We start from the raw sequence: 22977 nt of genomic DNA, 5'->3' as shown, positions 1-22977 counted from the left end.
AAAATGTGCAGTTGACAGAGTAGCCGATTCCCAAACTGCGCGGTTGCGGTTAACGCTGACGTAAAGCGACCAATCGCCCAAGCAGGAGAAGATGATGAAGGCCAACCTTACCCTACGTGCGCTCGCCCTCGCCGGAGTGGCCACTGCATTCTTGCCGCACTATGCGCTGGCACAGGATGCGGGCACGACCGACGATGACAGCAACATCATCGTCGTCACCGCCCAGGGCCGCGAACAGTCGCTGGCCGATGTTCCGGTCGCCATTTCGGCGGTCTCGGGCGAGATGCTGGCCAAGTCCGGCACCACCGACATCCGCGAACTGAACCAGGTCGCCCCGTCGCTGCTGGTTTCCTCCACCGGTAACGAAGCGAACGGCTCGGCCCGTATCCGCGGGATCGGCACGGTGGGTGACAACCCCGGCCTCGAAAGCTCGGTCGCGGTGTTCGTCGATGGCGTCTACCGTTCGCGCTCGGGCAATGCGCTGAGCGAGCTTGGTCCGATCGACCGGATCGAAATCCTGCGCGGCCCGCAGGGCACGCTGGGTGGCCGCAACTCCTCGGCCGGCATGATCAGCGTCTACACGGCCCCGCCCGAATTCGAGCTGAGCGGCTATGGCGCGTTCACCTATGGCAACTTCGATGCCATGCGCATCGAAGGCGGGATCAACGCCCCCCTGAGCGACACCATCGCGGCCCGGGTCGACGGCGTCTATTTCAAGCGTGACGGCTTCTACAACGACGTGACCAACGGCACCCGGATCAACGACCGTGATCGTTACCTGGTGCGTGCCCAGATGCTGTTCGAGCCGAGTGACTCTGTCAGCTTCCGCCTGGTCGGCGACTATTCGAAGAAGGACGAGGCCTGCTGCGCCGCCACCTTCGTGCAGCCGGACTTTGCCCCGCTGGCGCGGGTCAGCCCCGGGCTTGATTCGTTCGCCCGGCCGACCACCGGCGGCGCCCTGACCAGCACCAGCAACCCGATCGTGCCGATCCTGCTCGCTCTCGGACAGAACCCGCTGGGGCTGAGCCAGAGCACGTTCAACCGCAACATCTACCCCACCGCCGGTCGCAGCTATCAGGGCGAAACCGAAGATTACGGCATCTCGGGCGAGCTGAACTGGGAACTGGGCGCGGTCACACTGACCTCGATCACGGGCTATCGGGAATACTCCAACTTCCAGGGCTCGGACGCCGACTACACCACGGTCGACCTGCTCTATCGCACCCCCGGCCCCAACGCCGGTGCGCGCGAGTTCAAGACCTTCACCCAGGAAATCCGTCTGCAGGGCAGCCTGTTCGACGACCGGGTCGACTGGCTGGTTGGCGGCTTCTACGCCAACGAGAAGCTGCAGACGCGCGACAACCTGCGCTTCGGCACGCAGTATGGTGCGTTCGCGCCGTGCCGCATCGTGCTGGCAATCAACCCGGCGCTGGTTTCGCCGGGCAGCACCGGCTGTCTCAGCGCCGGTGGCCGCGGTGCCCTCCAGGCTGCCAATGGCGGCGCTGGTGCGTTCGGCGCGGCAACGCCGCTGATCTTCGCCGGCCTCGATACGCTGGCCCAGGTCCGCGACCGTGGCGGCACGGGTGACGTCTACAACCAGAAGAGCGAGAACTTCGCCCTCTTCACTCACAACATCTTCCGCATCACCGATACGCTCGATCTGACGCTGGGCCTGCGGTACACCAACGAAACCAAGAAGTTCGATGCAACCTTCGGCAACGACAACACCTTCTGCCCGACCAACCGCGCCCGCCTCAGCCCGTTGCTGAGCGGCCCGCTGGCGGGTCTTGCCGGCGGCCTGATTGCGCTGTCCTGCCAGGGCAATTCGAGCGCCGAACTGGATGGCCTGTCGCTGTCCGACAAGCGTGACGAGGACGAGTTCACCGGTACGGCAATCCTGAGCTGGAAGCCGACCCCGGACCTGATGACCTACGCGTCGTACTCGCGCGGCTACAAGGCTGGCGGTTTCAACCTTGACCGTTCGGCCCTGGCCAACCCGGTGTTCTTCAACCGCAATACCGTCAACGTCTCGAACCTCCAGTTCGAGGAAGAGACGGTCAAGGCCTTTGAAATCGGCGCCAAGTACTCGACTCGCGAGTTCGGCCTCAGCGTTGCAGCCTTCCGTCAGGAATTCAGCAACTTCCAGCTCAACACGTTCAACGGCTCGGTCTTCCTGGTCCAGAACGTCAACAGCTGCGGCACTGCCCTGAACGGGGCTGATCGCGACGCCAGCGCCGCCACCGGGGCCTGCTCTCCCGACCAGATCCAGCCCGGCGTGATCGCGCAAGGTTTCGAAATGGAAGCCACGATCAACCCGATTCCGGATCTCGGTTTCACGCTTGGCCTGACGTATGCCGACACCAAGTTCGAGAACGACCTGATCGGCAGAGATACCGGCGCGCCGCTGGATCCGGCGCTGCGCCTGCTGCCGGGCGACAACATGTCGAACGCACCGGAAATCACCGCAACGGCCTCGGCCTCGTGGACCCCGGAAATCAGTGCCTCGGGGATGCGCGGCCTGGTGTTCGTCAACGCCCGCATGACCGGCGACTACAACACCGGCTCCGATCTGCTTTATGGCAAGGAGCAGGATGGCTTCGTCGTGGTCAATGGCCGCATCGGGGTGACCAACATCGCCGACCGGTTCGCGATCGAAGGCTGGGTCCAGAACCTGTTTGACAAGCAGTACACCCAGGTGGCGTTCAACACGCCGTTCGTGGCACCGCAGCAGACCTACTCGGCCTTCCTTGCCGAGCCCCGGACCTACGGGATCACCCTGCGCGGCAGCTTCTGATCCGAGCTTCCTGACGGGAGAACATGGGGGGCGTCTCGCAAGAGGCGCCCCTCTTTTCGCGTACTAGGACCGCTCGCCAAACAGCGCCGTGCCAACCCGCACGTGGCTGGCGCCGAGCATGACGGCGGTCTCGAAATCACCGCTCATGCCCATGCTGAGCCCGGAGAGGCCGTTGTCTGCCGCCAGCTTCGCCAGCAGAGCGAAGAACGGGGCCGGCTCGATCCCGGCCGGCGGCACGCACATCAGCCCGGCCAGCGGAATGCCTGCCGCACGGGCCTGATCGAGCAGGGCCGGCAGATCGGCCAGCGCGCAGCCACCCTTCTGGTCTTCCTCGCCCACATTGACCTGGACGAAACACGGCACACGCTTGCCGGCCTTGTCCATCGCCTTGCCCAGCGCCGTGACCAGGCTCGGCCGGTCCACCGAATGGATGCAATCGAACAGGACGACAGCGTCATCGGCCTTGTTCGACTGAAGCTGGCCGACCAGATGCAGGCTGATATCGGGAAACTGCGCCTTCAACGCGGGCCATTTGCCCTGCGCTTCCTGCACCCGGTTCTCGCCGAACACCCGCTGGCCCTGTTCGAGCAGGGGAAGGATCGCTCCGGGCCCTTGCGTCTTGCTGACCGCAATCAGGGTCACGTCAGCGGGGTCACGGCGCGAGGCCTTGCAGGCCCGGGCAATGCTGGTGTGGACCTGGTCGAGCGGGGAGGAAGCTATCTGCATGGCAATGCGCTATAGTGCCCCGATGTCTTCGCGCCAGACCCTTCCCCTGCTGTGGCTCTTCAGCGATGCCCGCAACGATGCGGCTCTGGAGGGGGCACTGGCACGGTTGCCGCATGGCTCCGGCTTCGTCTTCCGGCACTACCATCTTGCCGGGCCGGAGCGCCGCGCCCGGTTTGACCAGCTGGCGGCGCTGGCCCGCGCGCACGGGCACACAGTTGTTCTGGCGGGCGATGCCGCAAACGGCGCGAAATGGGGGGCGGGCTGGGGCGCTGACGGTGTTTACGGCAGCGTGGCCCGGATCGCGTCGCAGGCGGGCGGACTGCGCCTCGGCACGGCGCATGATGGTGACGAGCTGCAGGCAGCCAATCAGGCGCAGCTTGACGGGGTGTTCCTTTCGCCGGTGTTTCCCACCCGCACCCATCCGGGGGCGGGCGTGCTGGGTATCCATGGCTTCACCGTGCTGGCGCAGCAGGCACTGGTCCCTGTCATCGCACTGGGCGGCATGACAGCCGAAGGTGCGCGCGCGCTGAACTGGCCGCGCTGGGGGGCGATTGACGGGCTCGCCTGACTGTCGTCTCGCAGCTGCGTGCTTGACGCGGAGTCCGCCCGGATTCATGGTGCCACGTCAGAGGGAAGCAGGGATCGGCGCATGGCCACGCGGGCAATCGGAAAAGCACCACAGGCGGACTGGAAGGCTGCCTTCCGCCGCTCGCTGCGCCGCGCCAGCCAGATGGCGGGTGCGGGGGCGCTGCTTGCGGCAATGGTCTTTCTCGCCCTTGCCCTTGCCAGCTATACCCAGACCGATCCCAGCCCATCGACCGCCGCCGATGGCACGGCCATCGCCAATTGGATGGGGGCAAGCGGAGCCTGGGCTTCGGAACGGGTGCTGTTCCTGTTCGGCCTGCCCGGTCTGCTCCTGCTGCCGCTGCTCTATATCGGGGCGCGCAAGCTGTGGCGCGAAGTCGAGGACGAGGAGGCGGATGACCGCACCCGCTGGTGGCGGCCGGTGGCCGTCCTGCTGCTGGCCATGGCGCTCCTGTCAACCGTGCTCTCGCTCGCTTTCAGCGGCCCGGGCGGTGCGCTGCCCGCCTCCCTTGGCGGCGTGACCGGGCTGCTCGGCTCGGCCGCAATCGGCGCGGTCGCCGGGCGCCTGCCGGAAGCGGCGCAAAGCTGGACGACGCTGGGGCTGGCGCTCCTGTGCCTCGCGGGCGGTGCCACGCTGGCGACCCGGGTCTTCGCACTCGACTGGCGCTCGCTGCTGACCTTGCCCGGCTTCATGCGCGATCTGCCCTGGCCGGCCATCCCGCGCCGGGCCCGCCCCGCGCTGGACGATGCCGGGGAAGACGAGGCAGCGCCCCCAACCAAGGCCCGCCGCCAGGGCCGGGACGCCGAACCGGTGATCGAGCAGCCCGCCCGCCGCGCGCCTGAAATCACCGATCCCTCTGCCCCGCCACGCAAAGCCTCGCCCGCAGCGGCGAGGCAGCGCGACATGTTTGCCAATTATCAGCTGCCCAGCATCGATCTGCTCGAACAGGCCCCGCCCGACAAGACGGTCAAGCTCGACAAGCTGGCGCTGGAGCGCAATGCCCGCCTGCTCGAAACCGTGCTCGACGATTTCAACGTCAAGGGCGAGATTACTGCCGTCCGCACCGGCCCGGTGGTGACGATGTACGAGCTGGAGCCCGCCCCCGGCATCAAGGCCAGCCGCGTGGTCGGGCTTGCGGAAGACATCGCGCGCAACATGAGCGCGATCAGCGCTCGCGTCAGCCCCATTCCCGGGCGCACCGTGATGGGGATCGAACTGCCCAATGCGGACCGGCAGATGGTCAGCTTCCGCGAACTGGCGTCTTGCGCGGCCTTTGCCGAATCGAAGGGCAACCTGCCGATCATCCTGGGCAAGGATATCGCGGGCGAACCGATCGTGGCCGACCTTGCCGCCATGCCTCACCTGCTGGTGGCGGGCACCACGGGGTCGGGCAAGTCGGTCGGCCTCAACACCATCCTGCTTTCGCTGCTCTACCGCTTCACGCCCGAAGAGTGCCGCCTGATCCTGGTCGATCCCAAGGTGCTGGAGCTGAAGACCTACGACGACATCCCCCACCTCCTCAGCCCGGTGGTCACCGAGCCGGCCAAATCGGTCCGGGCCTTGAAGTGGGCGGTCGAGGAGATGGAGCGGCGCTACCGGATGATGTCGAGCATCAGCTCGCGCAACATCAACTCCTTCAACGAGAAAGTCCGCGCCGCAGCCGCCAAGGGCACCCCGCTCGGGCGGCGGGTGCAGACCGGTTTCGACCCGGAAACGGGCGAGGAACTCTACGAGGAAGAGCAGCTCGATTTCCAGCCGCTGCCGCTGATCGTGCTGATCGTCGACGAACTGGCCGACCTGATGGTCACCGTGGGCAAGGAAATCGAGGTGCTGATCCAGCGGCTCAGCCAGAAGAGCCGCGCGGCGGGCATCCACCTGATCATGGCCACGCAGCGCCCCTCGGTCGATGTCATCACCGGCGTCATCAAGGCCAACCTGCCGACCCGGATCAGTTTCAAGGTGACCAGCCGGATCGACAGCCGCACCATCCTGGGCGAGCAGGGGGCAGAGCAGCTGCTGGGCAAGGGCGACATGCTCTACAAGCCCAACACCGGCGCGCTGTTGCGCGTGCACGGCCCGTTTGTCAGCGACGAGGAGGTCGAGCGGGTGGCCGATCATTGGCGCGGGCAGGGCAAGCCCGACTATGTCGATGCGGTGACGGAGGAGCCGGAGGAAGGCTTCGCCTATGGCTATGACGACGAACTGACCGCCTCGGACAATCCGGAGGAGCGCAAGTTCCGCCAGGCCTGCCAGATCGTGTTCGAGAACCAGAAGGCGAGCGGATCGTGGCTCCAGCGCCAGATGGGCGTGGGCTACAACACCGCCGCCAAGTGGATCGAGCGGATGGAGGAAGAAGGCCTCGTCGGACCCGCCAACCACGTCGGCCGCCGCGAGATCTACCGCGACAAGGATGGCAACCCGCTTTAGTTGCCGTCGTAACAATCGGCCCCAGGTGATCGCTCACAGGGCAAGATTGTAACACTGTTGCAACACCGCCGGAAATTCGGCGCCAGCCTCCTGCCGCGCGATTGCCCCGCCGTTTTGCGTCCCCCAAAGCTTGGGTTGGACGTTTCAGGGGAGTTTAGAATATGTCGCAACGCCATTCGTTCTGCACCGGCGCAGCCGCCTTCGCGATCGCCGCCGCAACGCTGGCCGCTCCGGCCATGGCCCAGGATGCCGGCGCATCTGCCGATAACGCCGATGATCCGCTGATCATCGTGACCGGCACCCGGCGGACCGACCGCACGATTGCTGACAGCGCTGTGCCGATTGACGTGATCGGGTCCGAAGCGCTGCTCAACCAGGGCTCGACCGAGACCAACCGGCTGCTCAACAACCTGGTCCCTTCGTTCAACTTCCCGCAGCCTTCGCTGACCGATGGCACCGACTCGCTGCGCCCCGCCACCCTGCGCGGCCTTGCGCCGGACCAGGTGCTGGTGCTGGTCAACGGCAAGCGCCGCCACCTGTCCTCGCTGCTCAACCTCAACGGTTCGGTCGGTCGCGGGTCGGCGGGTGTCGACATGAACACCATTCCGCCGCTGGCCATCGACCGGATCGAAGTGCTGCGTGACGGTGCTGCCTCCCAGTACGGTTCCGACGCCATTGCCGGCGTGATCAACATCCAGCTCAAGAAGCGTGAAGGCGGCCGCGCCCAGGCGAGCTTCGGCAAGTACATCACCGAGATGGACGGCGTGGCCCAGGTCGCCAGCGTTTCGCCCACCACGGGCGCCAGCGACAATCCGGCGATCACCTTCACCGGCGAGGACCGCAAGCGTCGCGACGGCGATACCTATACGATTGCCAGCAACATCGGCCTGCCGGTCGGGGCAACCGGCTATCTGAACCTCACTGCCGAGTACAAGGATCGCTCGCCCACCAACCGCTCGGGTGCCGATCTGCGGCGCCAGTACGTGGCTGCAGGCGACCCGCGCGAGGCGACGATTGACCGCTACAGCCACCGGTTCGGCGATGGCGAATCGAAGGATTTCAACTTCTTCGTCAACGCCGGAGCAGACCTGGGTGACAGCCTGGAGCTTTACGCCTTCGGCAGCTACGGCGTGCGCGATGGCAACGGCGCAGGTTTCTATCGCCGGTCCAATGACCCCCGCAACCGTGACTGGTCGGCCAGCACGACGACCTTCATTCCCATCTATCCCGACGGCTTCCTGCCGCTGATCAACAGCGAGATCCGCGACAAGGCGGTTGCAGGCGGGATTCGCGGCGAATCCGGCGAGTGGAACTTCGATCTTTCGATCAACTATGGTTCCAACACGCTCGACTATGACATCTCGAACACCGTCAACACCTCGCTGGGCGGCGCGGCCAGCGCGCGCAAATTCTACGCCGGCGGGCTGCGGTCGGGCCAGACTTCGGTCAACCTGGACGTGCAGCGCGCCATCGATCTGGGCATCGGCGAAACCTCGCTGGCGTTCGGCGGCGAATGGCGCAACGAGAACTACAAGATCGTTCCGGGCGAGCTGGGCAGCTATGTCGCCGGTCCGTTTGCCTTCACCAACGGTGCCGCGCCGGGTGCCCAGGTGTTCCCGGGCTTCAGCCCGAGCACCGCAGTTGACGCATCGCGCGACAGCTTTGCCGTCTATCTCGAGCTCGACACCGACATCAGCGAAATGCTGAACGTGCAGGTCGCGGGCCGATATGAGAACTTCTCGGACTTCGGCGGCACGCTGAACGGCAAGCTGGCGGCCCGGCTGGAGCCGGTGGACGGCCTCGCGTTCCGCGGGTCGATTTCGACCGGCTTCCGCGCGCCCGGCATGGCCCAGCAGTTCTTCTCGGCCACCAGCACCAACAATGTGAACGGCACCCTGATTGAAGTCGGCACCTTCCCGGTCGGCTCGCCCATTGCCGTGGCACTGGGCGCGGAACCGCTGGAGGCCGAAAAGTCGGTCAACATCGGTGGCGGCCTCGTTTTCAACATGATCCCGCGGCTCAGCGTCACGGTCGATTACTACAACATCAAGATCAACGACCGCATCACTCTGACCGAGAACCTGCAGGGTGCCGACGTGGTTGCCCTGCTGCAAGCGGCCAACGTTGCAGGCACTTCGGCCCGGTTCTTCATCAATGGCATCGACACCCGCACGCAGGGCGTCGATGTGGTCGCCAGCTATCGTATGCCCGATTTCGGCATCGGCGCGATCACGCTGACGGCCGGTTACAACATCAACGACACGGAAATCACTGATCGCCGCAGCTTCGGGATTTTCGGCACCGGGCGCCTGTTTGCCCGCCCGGAATCCTTCCGCCTCACTGATGGCCAGCCTTCCAACAAGCTGAACATCGGGCTAGACTGGGAATACGGCCCCGTCGGTCTGACCGCCCGTGCCAACCGCTATGGCAGCGTGTTCCTGCCGGGCACGACGACGGACATCGCCGTGCCCAAGGGTGCCGCGAACAACGACCTGACGATGTCGCCTGAAACGGTGGTCGATCTGGAAGTGCGCTTCAATCCGATCGAGACCCTGCAGCTTGCTGTTGGTGCGAACAACCTGCTCGATCAGTATCCTGACCGCCTGCCGTTCGTTGCGCCGTTCGGGGCGAACAATGCCTTCCTGCCCTACTCGTCGCAGTCGCCGTTCGGCTTCAGCGGCCGGTTTGTCTACGGGCGCGTCAGCGTCGACTTCTGATCGGAGAGGGGCGGGTGCGCGAGCTTCGCGTGCCCGCCATCCCCGATTGCTGCCTCGTGCAGACGCGGTGATCGCCAGCCGGATTGCCAGCTAGCGCTGCAAGGCCTCCAACGGGACGGTAACCTCGACCGCCACCCCGTCATCGAGCCAGTGGCGCTCGATCCGGCCGCGCAACTGGCCCTCCACCGCCATCCGGATCAGGCGCGAGCCGAAACCCTCGCTGCCTTGTGATTCCGGTGCGGGCCCGCCGCTTTCCAGCCAGTTGATCCGGATCGTGCCGGCCTCGCCGTCAGTGTGCATTGTCAGGGTAACCCTGCCTTCCTGCCGCGACAGGGCGCCGTACTTGGCCGAATTGGTGGCCAGCTCGTGAAACACCAGTGCCAGCGGGGTGGCCGCGCTTTCGCCCAGCCGGCAATCGTCGCCGTGAAAGGTGATCCGCTCCTTTCCGTCCGCCAGGTAGGGCGCGAGCAGATCCTTCAGCAGGCCGACCAGCCGGTGGCCATGGCGCCCGCCCGAGGGGCGGATATAGTCATACGCCCTGCCAAGCGCCGCAATGGCCTCGGCCAGCTCGGCGGCGAAAGCCTGCCCTGCCGGATGCTGTCGGCCGCGCAGGGCGACCAGGCTGGCGATCACCGCGAAGATGTTCTTGATCCGGTGCGAGAGCTCGTGCGCGAGCAGCTCGCTCTGCTCGGACAGCGCGCGCTGCTCGTCGATATCGGTCACCGTGCCGAACCAGCGCTCGATCGAACCGTCGCGCTTCTGCATCGGCACAGCGCGGCTCAGCACCCAGCGCCATTCGCCCGAGACGTGGCGCATCCGGTACTCGCTCTCGTAGGGCTCGCCAGCCTTGCTCATCTCGGCCCAGTGGTTCATCGCCTCATCCGCATCGTCCGGGTGGAGGAACGCACGCCAGCCTTCATTGTCGCACGGCGGGTCCTCGCCGGTAAATTCGCGCCAACGGCCATTGAAATAGTCGAATTCGAATTTGGGTGAGCAGGTCCAGGTGATCGCCGGGATGCCATCAGCCATGCGCCCGATCCGGCGCAGGGTGACAGCCATTTCCTTTTCGCGGGCCAGGCCTTCACGGCGGTGGCCAAGGCGGCGCATGATCGCCTGCGCCAGAACCTCCATGCCCTGCCGCTGCATGGCGTCGAGGCCGCCCGGCCGGGGCTGGCGGTCCATTACGCACAGGGCGCCGAGCGTGTGGCCCTCCGGCGAGATGAGCGGCATCCCGGCGTAGAACCGGATGTCCGAACCTGCGGGCAGGGGATCAAACCGGCTGTCGGCCTGCACGTCTTCCGATACGATCAGGCCCTGAAACTTGGCTGCGCGCGCGCAGAGACTGTCCGCATGGGGCAATTCGCGCTCGGCCCGGCCGGTGCCCGCCAGCACCCGTTCCCGTTCCTCGTCGATCAGGCTGACGACAGCGATGGGCGCATCGATCAGCTTGCAGGCGAATTCGCAGATTGCGGCGAGCTCCGGATCGTCCTCCAGCGCCTCGATCCCGTAAGGCGCAAAAACCCCGCCCGCAGGCACAACGCCGCCGGGTGGCCGGGTGGAAATCTCACGCTGCGACATATGGACCCTGCTGCAATTCCGGCCGACAGGATGAACGGGCTCGAATCGATTCCAAGCGCCGCATCAATTGCCGATCCCCGCGCTTGTGGCTATGCGGCAGAAAAGTTTCAGGAGCAACCATGCGCGCGACCCCCCATTTCGACTTCCAGCTTGGCGAAAGCGCGGAGATGATCCGCGAGAGCGTCAGCCGCTTCGCTGACGAACGGATTGCTCCGCTGGCTGCCAGGGCCGATGCCGAGGACTGGTTCCCCCGCGATGAGCTGTGGACTGCGATGGGCGAACTGGGCCTGCACGGGCTGACCGTGGAGGAAGAATGGGGCGGCCTCGGCCTCGGCTATCTTGAGCACGTGATCGCAGTGGAGGAAGTGAGCCGCGCCAGCGCCAGCATCGGCCTCAGCTACGGCGCGCATTCCAACCTGTGCATCAACCAGATCCGCCGCTGGGGGAACGACGAACAGAAGGCAAAGTATCTGCCCCGGCTGATCTCCGGCGAACACGTCGGCAGCCTCGCGATGTCGGAAGCGGGCGCGGGATCGGACGTGGTCTCGATGAAGCTGAAGGCCGACGCCGTTCAGGGCGGCTACGTCCTCAACGGCACCAAGTTCTGGATCACCAACGCGCCTTATGCCGATACCCTGGTGGTCTATGCCAAGACCGATGGCAGCGCCGGCAGCCGCGGCATCACCGCCTTCCTGATCGAAAAGGGCATGCCCGGCTTCTCCATCGGCCAGAAGATCGACAAGATGGGGATGCGCGGCAGCCCCACTGCCGAGCTGGTGTTCAGCGATTGCGAAGTGCCGGAAGAAAACGTGATGGGCCCGGTCAACGGCGGGGTCGGCGTGCTGATGAGCGGGCTGGATTACGAGCGCGTGGTGCTGGCCGGGTTGCAATTGGGCATCATGCAGGCGTGCCTCGACACGGTGATCCCCTACCTGCGGGAGCGCAAGCAGTTCGGCAAACCCATCGGCAGCTTCCAGCTGATGCAGGCCAAGGTCGCCGATATGTATGTCGCCCTGCAATCGGCCCGCGCTTACACCTATGCGGTGGCAAAGGCCTGTGACGCCGGGCAGACGACGCGCTTCGATGCGGCAGGGGTGATCCTGCTGGCGTCTGAAAACGCTTTCCGCGTTGCGGGCGAGGCAGTCCAGGCATTGGGCGGGGCGGGCTATACCAAGGACTGGCCGGTCGAACGCTACCTGCGGGATGCCAAGCTGCTCGATATCGGTGCAGGCACCAACGAAATCCGCCGGATGCTGATCGGGCGCGAACTGATCGGAGCGGCCGGGTGATGAGCGACGAAGACTACGTCTATGACGAGGCGAGTGGCGAATGGTTGCCCGCGTCGGAACTGGCGGCGAGGCATTCCGACGCCGAGCGGGTGGAAGTGCGCGACGCGGTCGGCAACCTGCTGGCCGATGGCGATGCGGTGACGCTGATCAAGGATCTGGAGGTTAAAGGCGCAGGCCAGACCTTGAAGCAGGGCACGCTGATCAAATCGATCCGCCTGACCGGCGACGCGCAGGAAATCGACTGCAAATACCCCGGCATCAAGGGCCTCGTGCTGCGGGCCGAGTTTGTGCGGAAACGGTGAGTGTGAGGGGCGTGCCCGAGCACTGGCCCATGTCGACCGGGCGCAAGGCGATCCAGGCGGGCAGATGATCATCGAGGGCACCGTACTGCTGCTGGTGTGTCCGGTTTGTGGCGCGCATCACCCGCATTTCCGGTATAGCGGCGACACCGACATGGCCACGGACGGACTGTCTTGCGCAGGAGATCGCGCCGGGTCGCGGCTCTCTTTGTTCCGCATCCCGCAAGGTGCTTTGGAGCATGCCGGACCAGGCGGAGATTTGCGGTCGGCAAGGCTGGCCAGAGTGATCGAGCGTGGACCATCGGCCGCAGGACTCGACTTCGCGACCTTCCGGAAGCGCTACCGACCGCCCGAGTTGAAATTCCATTGCCCTTGGTGCGATGCTGCGGAGATGGCCGTATCGCGGGAGATGAAGCCCGCCGAATTCGTCGATGCCGGGGGACGGATCGATTGCATCGGCGCTATCGAATTGCGTGAAGGACAAACCTTTTTATGACCGCACCTGTTCTCACTTCGAAACTCGATCGCGAGAGCCCGGAGGCCAAGGCCCGCTTCGCGCATAACAATGCGCTCGCGCAGCAGCTTCGCACCGCTGTGGCCGAGGCTTCGCTGGGTGGAACGGAAAAGTCGCGCGAACGCCACGTCTCGCGCGGCAAGCTTCTCCCCCGCGAGCGGGTCGAGCGGCTGCTCGATCCGGGCTCGCCCTTCCTCGAGATCGGGCAGCTTGCCGCGAACGGCATGTACGAGGGTGACGTCAACGGCGCATCGATCATCTGCGGGGTAGGCCGCGTTTCGGGCCGCCAGTGCATGATCGTGTGCAATGACGCGACCGTGAAGGGCGGCACCTATTACCCGATGACGGTCAAGAAGCACCTGCGCGCGCAGGAGATCGCAGCTGAGAACCGCCTGCCGTGCATCTACCTCGTCGATTCCGGCGGCGCGAACCTGCCGCATCAGGCCGAGGTGTTCCCGGACCGCGACCACTTCGGGCGGATCTTCTTCAATCAGGCCAATATGTCCGCGCTCGGCATCCCGCAGATCGCCTGCGTGATGGGAAGCTGCACTGCGGGGGGCGCTTACGTTCCCGCGATGTCTGACGAGAGCGTGATCGTGCGCAACCAGGGCACGATCTTCCTCGCCGGCCCGCCGCTGGTGAAGGCCGCGACGGGCGAGGAGATCAGCGCCGAGGATCTGGGCGGCGGCGATCTGCACGCGAAGAAATCGGGCGTGGTCGATCATCTGGCCGAGAATGACGAGCACGCGCTCACCATCGTGCGCGATATCGTCAGCCACCTCGGCGCGAACGCCGGGGCGGCGGCGGACGTCGCGCTGAAAGACCCGCGCCCGCCCAAATTCGATGCGGATGACCTCTACGCCATTATCCCCGATGACGTGCGCGCGCCCTATGACGTCAAGGAAGTGATTGCGCGGCTGGTCGACGGCAGCGAATTCCATGAGTTCAAGGCGCACTACGGCAGCACGCTGGTGTGCGGGTTCGCGCATATCTGGGGGATGCCGGTCGCGATCCTCGCCAACAACGGCGTGCTGTTTTCCGAAAGCGCACAGAAGGGCGCGCATTTCATCGAACTCGCCTGCCAGCGCCGCATCCCGCTGCTGTTCCTCCAGAATATCAGCGGCTTCATGGTCGGCGGAAAGTACGAGGCGGAAGGCATCGCCAAGCATGGCGCGAAGCTGGTGACAGCGGTCGCCACCGCGACCGTCCCCAAGGTCACCGTGGTGATCGGCGGCAGCTTTGGCGCGGGCAATTACGGGATGTGCGGGCGGGCCTATTCGCCCCGCTTCCTGTTCACCTGGCCCAATGCGCGAATCTCGGTGATGGGCGGAGAACAGGCGGCCAGCGTGCTGGCTACCGTCCACCGCGATGCGGACAGCTGGGACGAGGCCGCAACCGAGGCCTTCAAGGCGCCGATCCGCCAGAAATACGAGGACGAAGGCAACCCCTACTACGCCACCGCCCGCCTGTGGGACGACGGGGTGGTCGACCCGGTGCAGACCCGCGATGTGCTGGGGCTTGCGCTGGCGGCGTGTCTTGAGGCGCCGATCCCCGAGCGGCCCGCGTTTGGCGTGTTCCGGATGTGACGGCGGACAGTGACGATACCCCGCAGCGCCCTGCCGGGATACCCCGCTGGCTGGTCTATGGCATGGCGGCAAAGCTGGTCCTCGCGCTTGCGATCACGCTGGCGGTGGTTTGGTGCGCCAGCCGGTGAAACTTTCTCGCATTCCCTTGCGTAACTGCTAGGAATCGCAGCCGGGGGAGAGGGTTCATTGTCATCGCACGTGTCGCGAAAGCGTTCGTTCCTGTCGCGCCTGGTGCGGCGGATCATCATCGGCATTTACAACTGGAAGGGATGGAGGCTTGACGGCCACCTGCCTGACCTGCCCAAGTATGTGATCGCCGGAGCGCCGCACACCTCCAACTGGGATTTCGTCTTCTTCACCGGCGCCACTGCAGCCGAGGGGGTCGAGCCCAATTTCATGGGCAAGCACACGCTGTTCAAGGGCGTGATGAAGAACTTCATGTACGACATGGGCGGTATTTCGGTGGACCGAACCCGGCGCGCCAACGTGACGCAGCAGGTGGCAGAGGAATTTGCCCGGCGCGAGCGACTGGCCCTGGTGATTGCGGTCGAGGGCACGCGCTCCAGCAAGGGGGAATGGCGGTCCGGCTTCTACCATATCGCCATGGCGGCAGGCGTGCCGATCGTACCCGCCTGGGTCTGCAACGAGCGCCGGATCCTCGGCTTCGGTCCGCCGGTCTGGCCCAGCGGCAACTATGCCGAGGATCTGGCGAAATTGGCGGCGTTCATGCGCTCCAAGCTCCCCGACTATGGCCGTTACAAAGTGCTGGAAGCGCAGGCACAGCGCCTGCTGAAGGAAGGTGGAGAATGATCGAACTGCTTGCCCTCAACGCCGCGATCCTGCTCGCGATCGTGCTGGTCCTGTGGCTGATCTCGGTCAGGATCAACGATGTCTCGTTCATCGATGCCTTCTGGGGGGCCGGAATGGGCCTGCTGGCGGTGGCGAGCTGGCTGCACGTGCCGGGCGGACCGGGAATGCTGGGCACGCTGATCATGGCGATGACCGCCGCCTGGGGCTTTCGTCTCGGCATCTATCTGCTGCGCCGCTGGTGGCGGCACGGGGAGGACCCGCGCTACATCCGGATCATGAAGAAGGACCGCGAGGCCGGCCGCTTCGCTTCGGCCGCGCTGACAAAGGTCTGGCTGATGCAGGCGGTGCTGCTGTTCCTCGTTTCCAGCCCGGCGCAGGTCGGCATTCTCGCCGCCGGGCAAGTCGACGCGATTCCGCCGCTGGCCTGGGCTGGCGTGGCGCTGTGGGGTGTCGGCATATTCTTCGAATGGGTGGGCGACTGGCAACTGGCCCGCTTCAAGGCCGATCCCGCCAACGAGGGGACAATCCTCGATACCGGCCTGTGGCGCTATACCCGCCATCCCAACTATTTCGGCGATGCCTGCGCCTGGTGGGGCATCTGGCTGGTGACGGCGGCGGTCGGCTGGGAGTGGGCGCTCTACACCGTGCTCGGCCCGGTGTTCCTCACCTTCACGCTGACGAAATGGTCGGGCGCGGCGCTGCTGGAGGCGGGGATGAAGAAGAAGCGTGGTGACAAGTATGCCGATTACATCGCCCGCACTTCGGCTTTCCTGCCCTGGCCCCCGCGGACACCTGGCCGAAACGGATAATTTCGCCGCTTCGCACGTCGGCTCCCCTTCACCTCACCGGCTGCTTCGCCTACATTGGCAGAGCAATCGGGAGGCGATGATGACGACCAGCGACAGGGTCAGCGACAGGAAGGCCCTGCGACGCGAGCTGACGGACCTTGCCCTGGTGCTGATGGCCGAGCGCGGCACGATGATCGGCAAGGCCGATCTGGTGGCTCATACGCGCACCTCACGCGCCAGGATCGACGAGCTGTTCCCTGAAGAGAGCGACCTGTTCGATGCTGCGGTCGAGCAGTGGTACGCTGCGGACGTGGCGATCATGGAGGAGGTGATCGCCTCCAGTCTGCCGGTCCAGCGCAAGTTCTTCGAATTCTTCGCCCGCCGTTTCCGCATCGAAGTGGAGCGGTTCCGGCAGGACCCGGCGCTGTTTGCCCTGTGTGTGGAACTGGGCACCGAACGGTTCGAACAGGTGCGCGGCTACATTGATCTGGCTGACCATTATCTCAGCGTGCTGATCGCCGAAGCCCAGGCAGAAGGTTATCTCCCCGGCCTGTCGATTGACCGGGCGCTGACCCTGATCAACCAGATGGTGGTGTGCTACACCTCGCCCCAGATGCTTATGCTGCTCAGCGAGCGCTTGAGCGAAGACAAGCTCGCCTGCATCATTGACACGGTGTTTGCCGGGCTGGCCGGGGGCGACCGCGGCGCTATCGGGGTCACCGGGCTGCGCGTGGCAAGCTGATCAGCCGGTAATTTCGCGGACCCGCCCGACCGGAGGCAGGGTCCGGACATCGACCGCCCGCAGCCATGCCTCCATCGCGTCGAGATCGACCGGCGCGGTGACGGTGTCGGTGCCTTCGGTGAACAAGGTGAAGCTGTCGCCGCCAGCGGCGAGGAAGCTGTTCATCGTGACGCGATAGGTGCGCGCCGGATCGATCGGCTGGCCATCCAGCGTGGCGCTGACCACCCGGCTGCCTTCGGGGCGGCGCATGTCATAGGCCAGGGCAAATCCTTCGGAAAAGGAGAAGGTCTGGACGAAGCCGCCGCCGTCAAACTGCTGTTCCAGCAAGGCGAGCAGCTGGGTGCCGGTGAAGCTCTTGGTCACCAGCGTGTTGCCGAACGGCTGGACGGCATAGATGTCGCCATAGCTGATCGTTCCGTCGGCCTGCGCGACCAGCGCAGCGCGGATGCCGGAGTTGTTCATCATCGCGATCTGCGCGCCAGCCGAACGGGTCTCGGCCAGTTGGGCATCGGCGATCAGGTTGCCGAGCGGCGTCTCTTCGGTGGAGCCGCCCTTGCGCCCGTCCCCGGCAATCCGCCCGACCGGGCGCTCGGATTCGCTCCGCGCGGCTTCGACATAACGCGCAACATAGGCGGCCACGCCCGCGTCCGCCTGCCACTGCGGAAAGGCAGGGTTTGCCGCAACGGTCTGGCCGTCGCGGTCGGTGCCGGTGCTTTGGACCACGACATTGCTGGCCGAGCGCGCGATCACGTCGCCGCTCGCCGGGTCAAGCGAGAGGGTGATGTCGGTCAGCATCGAGCCGCCATAACCGGCGCTGGTGACGAGGAAGGTGCGCGACGGGTCAATCGCGGAAAAGTCGCAGATATAGGCGTTGTGGGTGTGGCCGGAGATGACCAGGTCAACCCGCGGATCGACTTTGGCCAGAATGTCGAGCAGCGGCCCGCGCACCCCGCCGCAGCTCTGGTCGTTGTAGCCGACTTCGGTGTAGAGCCCCTGGTGGACCGAGACGATGATGGCGCGCACACCTTGCGCGTCGAGTTCGGCCACTGCCCGGTTGATCGCTTCGGCCTCGTCGATGAAGGTCAGCCCCTCGACCCCGCTCGGCGTGACCAGGGTGGGCGTATCCTTCAGCGTCAGGCCGATCACCCCTACCGGAAGCGGCCCGACGGCAGTGTCAAACCGGCGCACGCCATAGGCCGGGAACAGGGTGCTGCCGTCCGGCGTGATCACATTGGCGGCGAGGAATCCGAACTGCGCGCCGGGGAACGGGTTCTCGACCGCGCAGGGTTCCCGCATGGTGTGCTTCTCGCACCCGCCCTGCTGCATCCGGCGCAATTCCTGCCAGCCCCGGTCGAATTCGTGGTTGCCGACTGCGTTGAAATCCAGCCCGATCCGATTCATCGCGCCGATGGCGGGCTCGTCGAGGAAGATCGAGGATACCAGCGGGCTGCCGCCGATCAGGTCGCCTGCGGCAATGGCGAGGCTGTGCTCGCTGGTCGCCCGCACCGCGTTGACGGCCGAAGCAAGCCAGGCCGCTCCGGCGGCGTGGATGTCGTGCCGGGTTCCATCGTTTTGGATGACCCTGATGGGGCGCCGGATTGGCTCCAGGTTCCCATGGAAGTCGTTCAGTCCGATGACCTTGACCGTGACCGGGCCCGTTGCCGGTGGGGCCTTTTCAGCAGGGAGCGTGGCACAGGCCGAGAGGCCAAGCGTGGCGAGCAGGAACGGGAGAGTCTTCATGGCGCCATGCACTAGCCCGCCCGCATGACGGTGGCGAGAATTTCTGTCGGTTTCTGCCTCACCCTTCGTGCTGCCAGGCGCAGGACGGATCATCCGGCCAGCGTGCGCCCTGCCGCCGGAGTGTATCGTACAGCCCGCCGCTCTCCTGCATAGAGGCCGGGCCTTGGCGGTTCCAGTCCATCACATAGAGCCGCTCGGTAATCTGCCAGCCTTCGCCAACCCGTGCGAAGGTGTCGAGGTAGCGCCCGCCGACCACCATTTCGGTCCACTGACCAGGCATCCCGACAAGGTGGAAAGCGGTGACATAGGTTTCGGCCCGGGCACGGACCCCCTCTATCTCCACCAGCGACTGGGCAATGCTGTGGTGGGTCAGCCGCATGGCCCTGAGCCCGGCCAGTAGCTGGTCGATCGCCCCGTCACGCCGCTGCGGCCCGGCACCGAAGTCAAGCCGGGCGTCGGCAGTGAAAACCCGGCGCAGCTCCTCGGCGTCGCAGCGGTCAATCCCGCGGCAATAGCGGGCCAGCAGATCGCCGATGGCGAGCCGGTCGGACAAGGAAGCGAGCAGGGCGGCCTGGTCAGTCATCGATGCCAGGCTAAGCACAGCGCCGCACCTGAGCGACTGTCAGTTTGATACAGGTTAGTCTTTCACGCCGGGTGGACCAGCTCCGCCTCGGCTTCGCGTTGTTCGTGCACGATGGACCAGCCCGCCAGGAAAAGGCCGGCCACCAGCGGCCCCAGCACGATGCCGGAAAGCCCCAGCAGCGCGATCCCGCCAAGTGTGGTGACGAGGATGATCCAGTCCGGAATGCCGGTGTCACGCCCCACCAGCATCGGCCGCAGCAGGTTGTCAGCCAGGCCGATCACCGCGACGCCGGAAAAGATGACCACCAGGCCCTCCCAGATCGCGCCCGTTGCCAGCAGCCAGATCGCAGCCGGAACCCACACCAGCGCCGGGCCGATTGCGGGCAGGAACGAGAAAATCGCCATCAGCACGCCGAACAGCGCGACGGACGGTAGGCCGGCAATCCAGAAAGTGATCGCGCCCAGTGCGCCCTGGACCAGACCGACCACGAACGAGCCCTTGATGGTGGCCCGCACGATCGCAATGAACTTTTCCGCCAGGCGCTGCGCAATGCCGCGCTCCACCGGCAGCCCTGCCAGCACGGCCGGGCCGATCCGGCTGCCATCGCGCAGCAGGAAATAGGTGACGTAGAGCCACACCCCGAACGAAAGGACCGCACCGAAAGCCCCCCCGCCGAAGGCCACCGCTTGCTGGGCGATCATTCCCGCGCTCTGGCTGACGAATTCCTCGACCCTGGCCCGGGCGGAGGCAAAATCGCCCCATCCGGCATCGTCGATCGCGGTCCGGACATTGGCGGGCAGGATATCGTGCAACTGGCGGAACCAGCCAGCCAGGTCGATCCGGCCTTCCTGGAAGGCAAGCAGGATGCCCGCCGCTTCCTCCACCACGGCGCTGCCAACCACGACAGCGGGCAGGATCACGGCGAAGGTGATGATCAGCAGCGTGCCGATTGCGGCCTCGTTCGGCCGGCCCGGCCGCCGCCGCAGGATGCGCTGGAACAGCGGCTGGAACATGATCGCGGCCAACGTCGCCCACAGCAGCGAACCGGCAAAGGGCAGCACGATGTAGAACAGGGCGACCGTGACCATGCCGAGCAGGATCAGGAATCCGGCCCGCTCGATCGTTTCGCCCTCGCCCATGACCTTCATCCCGTGCCTCCATCGGGCAAGCACCCGAACATAGTCGTGTTAGACGGCGGAAACGCCAAGGTTAAGCGGGATGTTACGATGGGCGACCGGCCTTGTCACACGTCGAGGTTGGCCACGTTCAGGGCATTGTCCTGGATGAATTCGCGGCGCGGTTCCACCACGTCGCCCATCAGGCGGGTGAAGATCTCGTCGGTCACGTCGGCATCTTCGACCTTGACCTGCAGCAGCGCGCGGTTTTCCGGATCGAGCGTGGTTTCCCACAGTTGCTCGGCGTTCATTTCGCCCAGCCCCTTGTAGCGCTGGACCGACAGCCCCTTGCGCCCGGCGGCAAGGATCGCGTCGAGCAGCTCGGTCGGACGGGTGATTGCACCATCGAGAACGACGGGCGCGATTTCCTCTTCACCGTCAGCGGTTTCCGCTCCTGCTTCCGGCACCGGTTCGGGCGCAGCCTCCGCCTGGCGCGACAGCCGGGCGGGGCGGGCGTAGGTTTCCGCCTGCTCGCAGGCCAGCCGGTGCAGCTTGCGCGCTTCGGCGCTGGTCAGGAACGCGGCTTCGATGTCGTGGCCGTCGGTCACTCCGCGCCACAGGCGGGCGAAGCGGATCGCGCCGTCCTCGCGCAGTTCGGCCGACCAGCGCGCTTCGGTATCGCCCATGCCGAGGCGGCCCGCGGCGACCTGCAGGGCTGCTTCCCGGCCGGCCCGGTCGATCTCGGGGTCGAGCGCACCGGACAGGGCCAGCTGCTCGATGATACCGGCATTGTACTTGCGTGGCACGAAGGCGATCAGGTTGCGGATGCGCAAGGCGTGGTCGACCAGGGTGCGCAGGTCTTCGCCCGAGCGCGCGCCGCCGACCGTCTCCAGCACCCGGCCCTGCAGCCCGGTGTCGACCAGATAGCGGTCCAGCGCAGGCTGGTCCTTGAGGTAGACTTCGCTGCGTCCCTTGGCGACCTTGAACAGCGGCGGCTGGGCGATGAACAGGTGCCCGGCACGGATGATCTCGGGCATCTGGCGGTGGAAGAAAGTCAGCAGCAGGGTGCGGATATGCGCGCCGTCGACGTCGGCGTCGGTCATGATGACGATCTTGTGATAACGCAGCTTGTCGAGGTTGAATTCGTCGCGCAGGCCGGTGCCCATGGCCTGGATCAGCGTGCCGACTTCCTTCGACCCGATGATCCGGTCAAACCGGGCGCGCTCGACGTTGAGGATCTTGCCCTTGAGCGGCAGGATCGCCTGGGTCTTGCGGTCACGCCCCTGCTTGGCAGAGCCTCCGGCCGAATCGCCCTCGACCAGAAACAGTTCGCAATTGGCGGGGTTGCGATCCTGGCAGTCGGCCAGCTTGCCGGGCAGGCTGGCGATGCTCATCGCCCCCTTGCGGCTCATCTCGCGGGCGCGCCGGGCCGCTTCGCGTGCGGCAGCGGCATCGATCACCTTCTGGATGATGGTCTTGGCGTGGGCGGGATTTTCCTCCAGCCATTCGCTCATCTTGTCGCCCATCAGGCTTTCCAGCGGCTGGCGCACTTCGGAGGAAACCAGCTTGTCCTTGGTCTGGCTGGAGAACTTGGGATCGGGCAGCTTGACCGAGACGATCGCGGTCAGCCCTTCGCGCATGTCCTCGCCGGAAAGGCTGACCTTTTCCTTCTTCATCAGCCCGCTGGAGGCAGCGTAGTTGTTAAGCGTGCGGGTCAGCGCCGCGCGGAATGCGGCCAGGTGGGTGCCGCCGTCGCGCTGGGGGATGTTGTTGGTGAAGGCCAGCACGTTCTCGTAGTAGGAATCGTTCCATTCCAGCGCCACGTCGATGCCGATCCCGTCCTTCTCCGCACTCACCGAGATCGGATCGGGGATCAGGGGCTGCTTGTTGCGGTCCAGATACTTCACGAACGCGGCGATCCCGCCTTCGTAATAGAGATCGTGTTCGGCCACCTCCTCGTGGCGCTTGTCGCGCAGCAGGATGCGCACGCCCGAATTGAGGAAGGCCAGCTCGCGGTAGCGGTGCTCAAGCTTCTCGAAATCGAACTCGGTCACGTTCTTGAAGGTGTCGGTGCTCGGCTGGAAGGTGACGCGGGTGCCGTTGCGCTCCCGGCCCGCCGGCCCCTTGACCACGAGCGGAGCGACCGCGTCGCCATGCTCGAAGCGCATCCAGTGCTCCTTGCCTTCGCGCCAGATGACCAGCTCCAGCCATTCGCTGAGCGCATTGACCACCGAGACGCCCACGCCGTGCAGGCCGCCCGATACCTTGTAGGCGTTGTCTTCGCTGGTGTTCTCGAACTTCCCGCCCGCGTGCAGCTGGGTCATGATCACTTCGGCGGCGGAGACCCCTTCCTCGGTGTGCATATCGGTCGGGATGCCGCGGCCATTGTCTTCCACGCTGACCGAGCCATCGGGGTTCAGTTCGATCAGCACCAGGTCGCAGTGGCCGGCCAGCGCCTCGTCAATCGCGTTATCGCTGACCTCGAACACCATGTGGTGCAGGCCCGACCCGTCATCGGTATCCCCGATATACATGCCGGGGCGCTTGCGGACCGCATCCAGCCCCTTGAGGACCTTGATCGAATCCGCGCCATATTCATTGAGATTGGGTTGTTTATCGGGTGTGTCAGACATGCCCATCATATAGGCGCGAAGCGCCCGGTTCCCAAGCGATCCCTTCCCGG

The 22977-nt window shown here is 65.6% G+C and carries 18 protein-coding genes; 12 read left to right on the top strand and 6 right to left on the bottom strand.

Going from position 1 to position 22977, the window contains the following annotated elements:
* The first annotated feature begins 94 nt into the window (after window positions 1–94).
* Window positions 95–2794: a TonB-dependent receptor gene (locus tag U4960_RS00530; protein ID WP_324263140.1), complete on the top strand. Its 2700-nt coding sequence runs from the start codon at window positions 95–97 to the stop codon at window positions 2792–2794.
* A 63-nt stretch (window positions 2795–2857) separates the two neighbouring features.
* On the opposite strand, the gene U4960_RS00525 is transcribed toward U4960_RS00530, so the two are convergent.
* Complete coding sequence (locus tag U4960_RS00525; RefSeq protein WP_324261669.1) at window positions 2858–3520, bottom strand: YggS family pyridoxal phosphate-dependent enzyme; 663 nt, start codon at window positions 3518–3520, stop codon at window positions 2858–2860.
* Here U4960_RS00525 and U4960_RS00520 point away from each other — a divergent pair.
* The 3 genes from U4960_RS00520 to U4960_RS00510 all read left to right on the top strand — a co-directional run bounded on the left by U4960_RS00520 (window position 3519) and on the right by U4960_RS00510 (window position 9250).
* Complete coding sequence (locus tag U4960_RS00520; protein WP_324261668.1) at window positions 3519–4088, top strand: thiamine phosphate synthase; 570 nt, start codon at window positions 3519–3521, stop codon at window positions 4086–4088. The two genes, U4960_RS00525 and U4960_RS00520, sit on opposite strands and share 2 nt — an antisense overlap.
* An 81-nt stretch (window positions 4089–4169) precedes the next feature.
* A complete protein-coding gene (locus U4960_RS00515; RefSeq protein ID WP_324261667.1) occupies window positions 4170–6533 on the top strand; it encodes an FtsK/SpoIIIE family DNA translocase in 2364 nt (787 codons plus the stop codon).
* Between the two features lie 161 nt (window positions 6534–6694).
* Window positions 6695–9250, top strand: coding sequence for a TonB-dependent receptor plug domain-containing protein (locus tag U4960_RS00510; RefSeq protein WP_324261666.1), 2556 nt, complete (start codon window positions 6695–6697; stop codon window positions 9248–9250).
* Between the two features lie 90 nt (window positions 9251–9340).
* Here the strand turns inward: U4960_RS00510 and U4960_RS00505 are convergent, their stop codons facing one another.
* Window positions 9341–10828, bottom strand: a complete 1488-nt coding sequence (locus tag U4960_RS00505) for a PAS domain-containing protein (RefSeq protein WP_324261665.1) — start codon at window positions 10826–10828, stop codon at window positions 9341–9343.
* Window positions 10829–10947: 119 nt separating this feature from the next.
* On the opposite strand from U4960_RS00505, the gene U4960_RS00500 reads away from it, so the two are divergent.
* From U4960_RS00500 to U4960_RS00465, 8 genes are all read left to right on the top strand, one after another.
* Window positions 10948–12117: an isovaleryl-CoA dehydrogenase gene (locus U4960_RS00500; RefSeq protein ID WP_324261664.1), complete on the top strand. Its 1170-nt coding sequence runs from the start codon at window positions 10948–10950 to the stop codon at window positions 12115–12117.
* Window positions 12117–12419, top strand: a complete 303-nt coding sequence (locus tag U4960_RS00495; RefSeq protein WP_324261663.1) for an alkylphosphonate utilization protein — start codon at window positions 12117–12119, stop codon at window positions 12417–12419. The genes U4960_RS00500 and U4960_RS00495 overlap by 1 nt, the downstream gene beginning before the upstream one ends.
* A gap of 64 nt (window positions 12420–12483) precedes the next feature.
* Entirely contained in the window at window positions 12484–12912 is a 429-nt protein-coding gene (locus U4960_RS00490) for a hypothetical protein (RefSeq protein WP_324261662.1), read from the top strand.
* Window positions 12909–14516: a carboxyl transferase domain-containing protein gene (locus U4960_RS00485; protein WP_324261661.1), complete on the top strand. Its 1608-nt coding sequence runs from the start codon at window positions 12909–12911 to the stop codon at window positions 14514–14516. The genes U4960_RS00490 and U4960_RS00485 overlap by 4 nt, the downstream gene beginning before the upstream one ends.
* A complete protein-coding gene (locus U4960_RS00480) occupies window positions 14513–14644 on the top strand; it encodes a hypothetical protein (RefSeq protein ID WP_324261660.1) in 132 nt (43 codons plus the stop codon). The genes U4960_RS00485 and U4960_RS00480 overlap by 4 nt, the downstream gene beginning before the upstream one ends.
* Window positions 14645–14714: 70 nt before the next feature.
* On the top strand, window positions 14715–15326 hold the full coding sequence (locus U4960_RS00475; protein ID WP_324261659.1) for a lysophospholipid acyltransferase family protein: 612 nt from the start codon (window positions 14715–14717) through the stop codon (window positions 15324–15326).
* On the top strand, window positions 15323–16135 hold the full coding sequence (locus tag U4960_RS00470; protein ID WP_324261658.1) for a DUF1295 domain-containing protein: 813 nt from the start codon (window positions 15323–15325) through the stop codon (window positions 16133–16135). Before U4960_RS00475 ends, U4960_RS00470 begins: the two co-directional genes overlap by 4 nt.
* Before the next feature lie 76 nt (window positions 16136–16211).
* On the top strand, window positions 16212–16856 hold the full coding sequence (locus tag U4960_RS00465) for a hypothetical protein (protein ID WP_324261657.1): 645 nt from the start codon (window positions 16212–16214) through the stop codon (window positions 16854–16856).
* On the opposite strand, the gene U4960_RS00460 is transcribed toward U4960_RS00465, so the two are convergent.
* The 4 genes from U4960_RS00460 to gyrB form a co-directional block, all read right to left on the bottom strand.
* Window positions 16857–18596, bottom strand: coding sequence for a bifunctional metallophosphatase/5'-nucleotidase (locus U4960_RS00460; protein WP_324261656.1), 1740 nt, complete (start codon window positions 18594–18596; stop codon window positions 16857–16859).
* Between the two features lie 58 nt (window positions 18597–18654).
* Window positions 18655–19179, bottom strand: a complete 525-nt coding sequence (locus U4960_RS00455; protein ID WP_324261655.1) for a nuclear transport factor 2 family protein — start codon at window positions 19177–19179, stop codon at window positions 18655–18657.
* 62 nt (window positions 19180–19241) lie between these two features.
* A complete protein-coding gene (locus tag U4960_RS00450) occupies window positions 19242–20327 on the bottom strand; it encodes an AI-2E family transporter (RefSeq protein ID WP_324261654.1) in 1086 nt (361 codons plus the stop codon).
* A 95-nt stretch (window positions 20328–20422) separates the two neighbouring features.
* Complete coding sequence (gene gyrB, locus U4960_RS00445; protein WP_324261653.1) at window positions 20423–22936, bottom strand: DNA topoisomerase (ATP-hydrolyzing) subunit B; 2514 nt, start codon at window positions 22934–22936, stop codon at window positions 20423–20425.
* Window positions 22937–22977: the final 41 nt, after the last annotated feature.

This window comes from Altererythrobacter sp. H2 (assembly GCF_035319885.1).
Lineage (GTDB): Bacteria > Pseudomonadota > Alphaproteobacteria > Sphingomonadales > Sphingomonadaceae > 34-65-8.
Note: the sequence above shows the minus strand (reverse complement) of the source record. Positions and strands in the feature narration are given on the sequence as shown.

Bases quoted from the DNA above. Each gene is read 5' to 3' on its own strand.
- U4960_RS00530 (WP_324263140.1), top strand. From the start codon at position 95: ATGAAGGCCAACCTTACCCTACGTGCGCTCGCCCTCGCCGGAGTGGCC.
- U4960_RS00520 (WP_324261668.1), top strand. From the start codon at position 3,519: ATGGCAATGCGCTATAGTGCCCCGATGTCTTCGCGCCAGACCCTTCCC.
- U4960_RS00525 (WP_324261669.1), bottom strand. From the start codon at position 3,520: ATGCAGATAGCTTCCTCCCCGCTCGACCAGGTCCACACCAGCATTGCC.
- U4960_RS00515 (WP_324261667.1), top strand. From the start codon at position 4,170: ATGGCCACGCGGGCAATCGGAAAAGCACCACAGGCGGACTGGAAGGCT.
- U4960_RS00510 (WP_324261666.1), top strand. From the start codon at position 6,695: ATGTCGCAACGCCATTCGTTCTGCACCGGCGCAGCCGCCTTCGCGATC.
- U4960_RS00505 (WP_324261665.1), bottom strand. From the start codon at position 10,828: ATGTCGCAGCGTGAGATTTCCACCCGGCCACCCGGCGGCGTTGTGCCT.
- U4960_RS00500 (WP_324261664.1), top strand. From the start codon at position 10,948: ATGCGCGCGACCCCCCATTTCGACTTCCAGCTTGGCGAAAGCGCGGAG.
- U4960_RS00495 (WP_324261663.1), top strand. From the start codon at position 12,117: ATGAGCGACGAAGACTACGTCTATGACGAGGCGAGTGGCGAATGGTTG.
- U4960_RS00490 (WP_324261662.1), top strand. From the start codon at position 12,484: ATGATCATCGAGGGCACCGTACTGCTGCTGGTGTGTCCGGTTTGTGGC.
- U4960_RS00485 (WP_324261661.1), top strand. From the start codon at position 12,909: ATGACCGCACCTGTTCTCACTTCGAAACTCGATCGCGAGAGCCCGGAG.
- U4960_RS00470 (WP_324261658.1), top strand. From the start codon at position 15,323: ATGATCGAACTGCTTGCCCTCAACGCCGCGATCCTGCTCGCGATCGTG.
- U4960_RS00465 (WP_324261657.1), top strand. From the start codon at position 16,212: ATGATGACGACCAGCGACAGGGTCAGCGACAGGAAGGCCCTGCGACGC.
- U4960_RS00460 (WP_324261656.1), bottom strand. From the start codon at position 18,596: ATGAAGACTCTCCCGTTCCTGCTCGCCACGCTTGGCCTCTCGGCCTGT.
- U4960_RS00455 (WP_324261655.1), bottom strand. From the start codon at position 19,179: ATGACTGACCAGGCCGCCCTGCTCGCTTCCTTGTCCGACCGGCTCGCC.
- U4960_RS00450 (WP_324261654.1), bottom strand. From the start codon at position 20,327: ATGAAGGTCATGGGCGAGGGCGAAACGATCGAGCGGGCCGGATTCCTG.
- gyrB (WP_324261653.1), bottom strand. From the start codon at position 22,936: ATGATGGGCATGTCTGACACACCCGATAAACAACCCAATCTCAATGAA.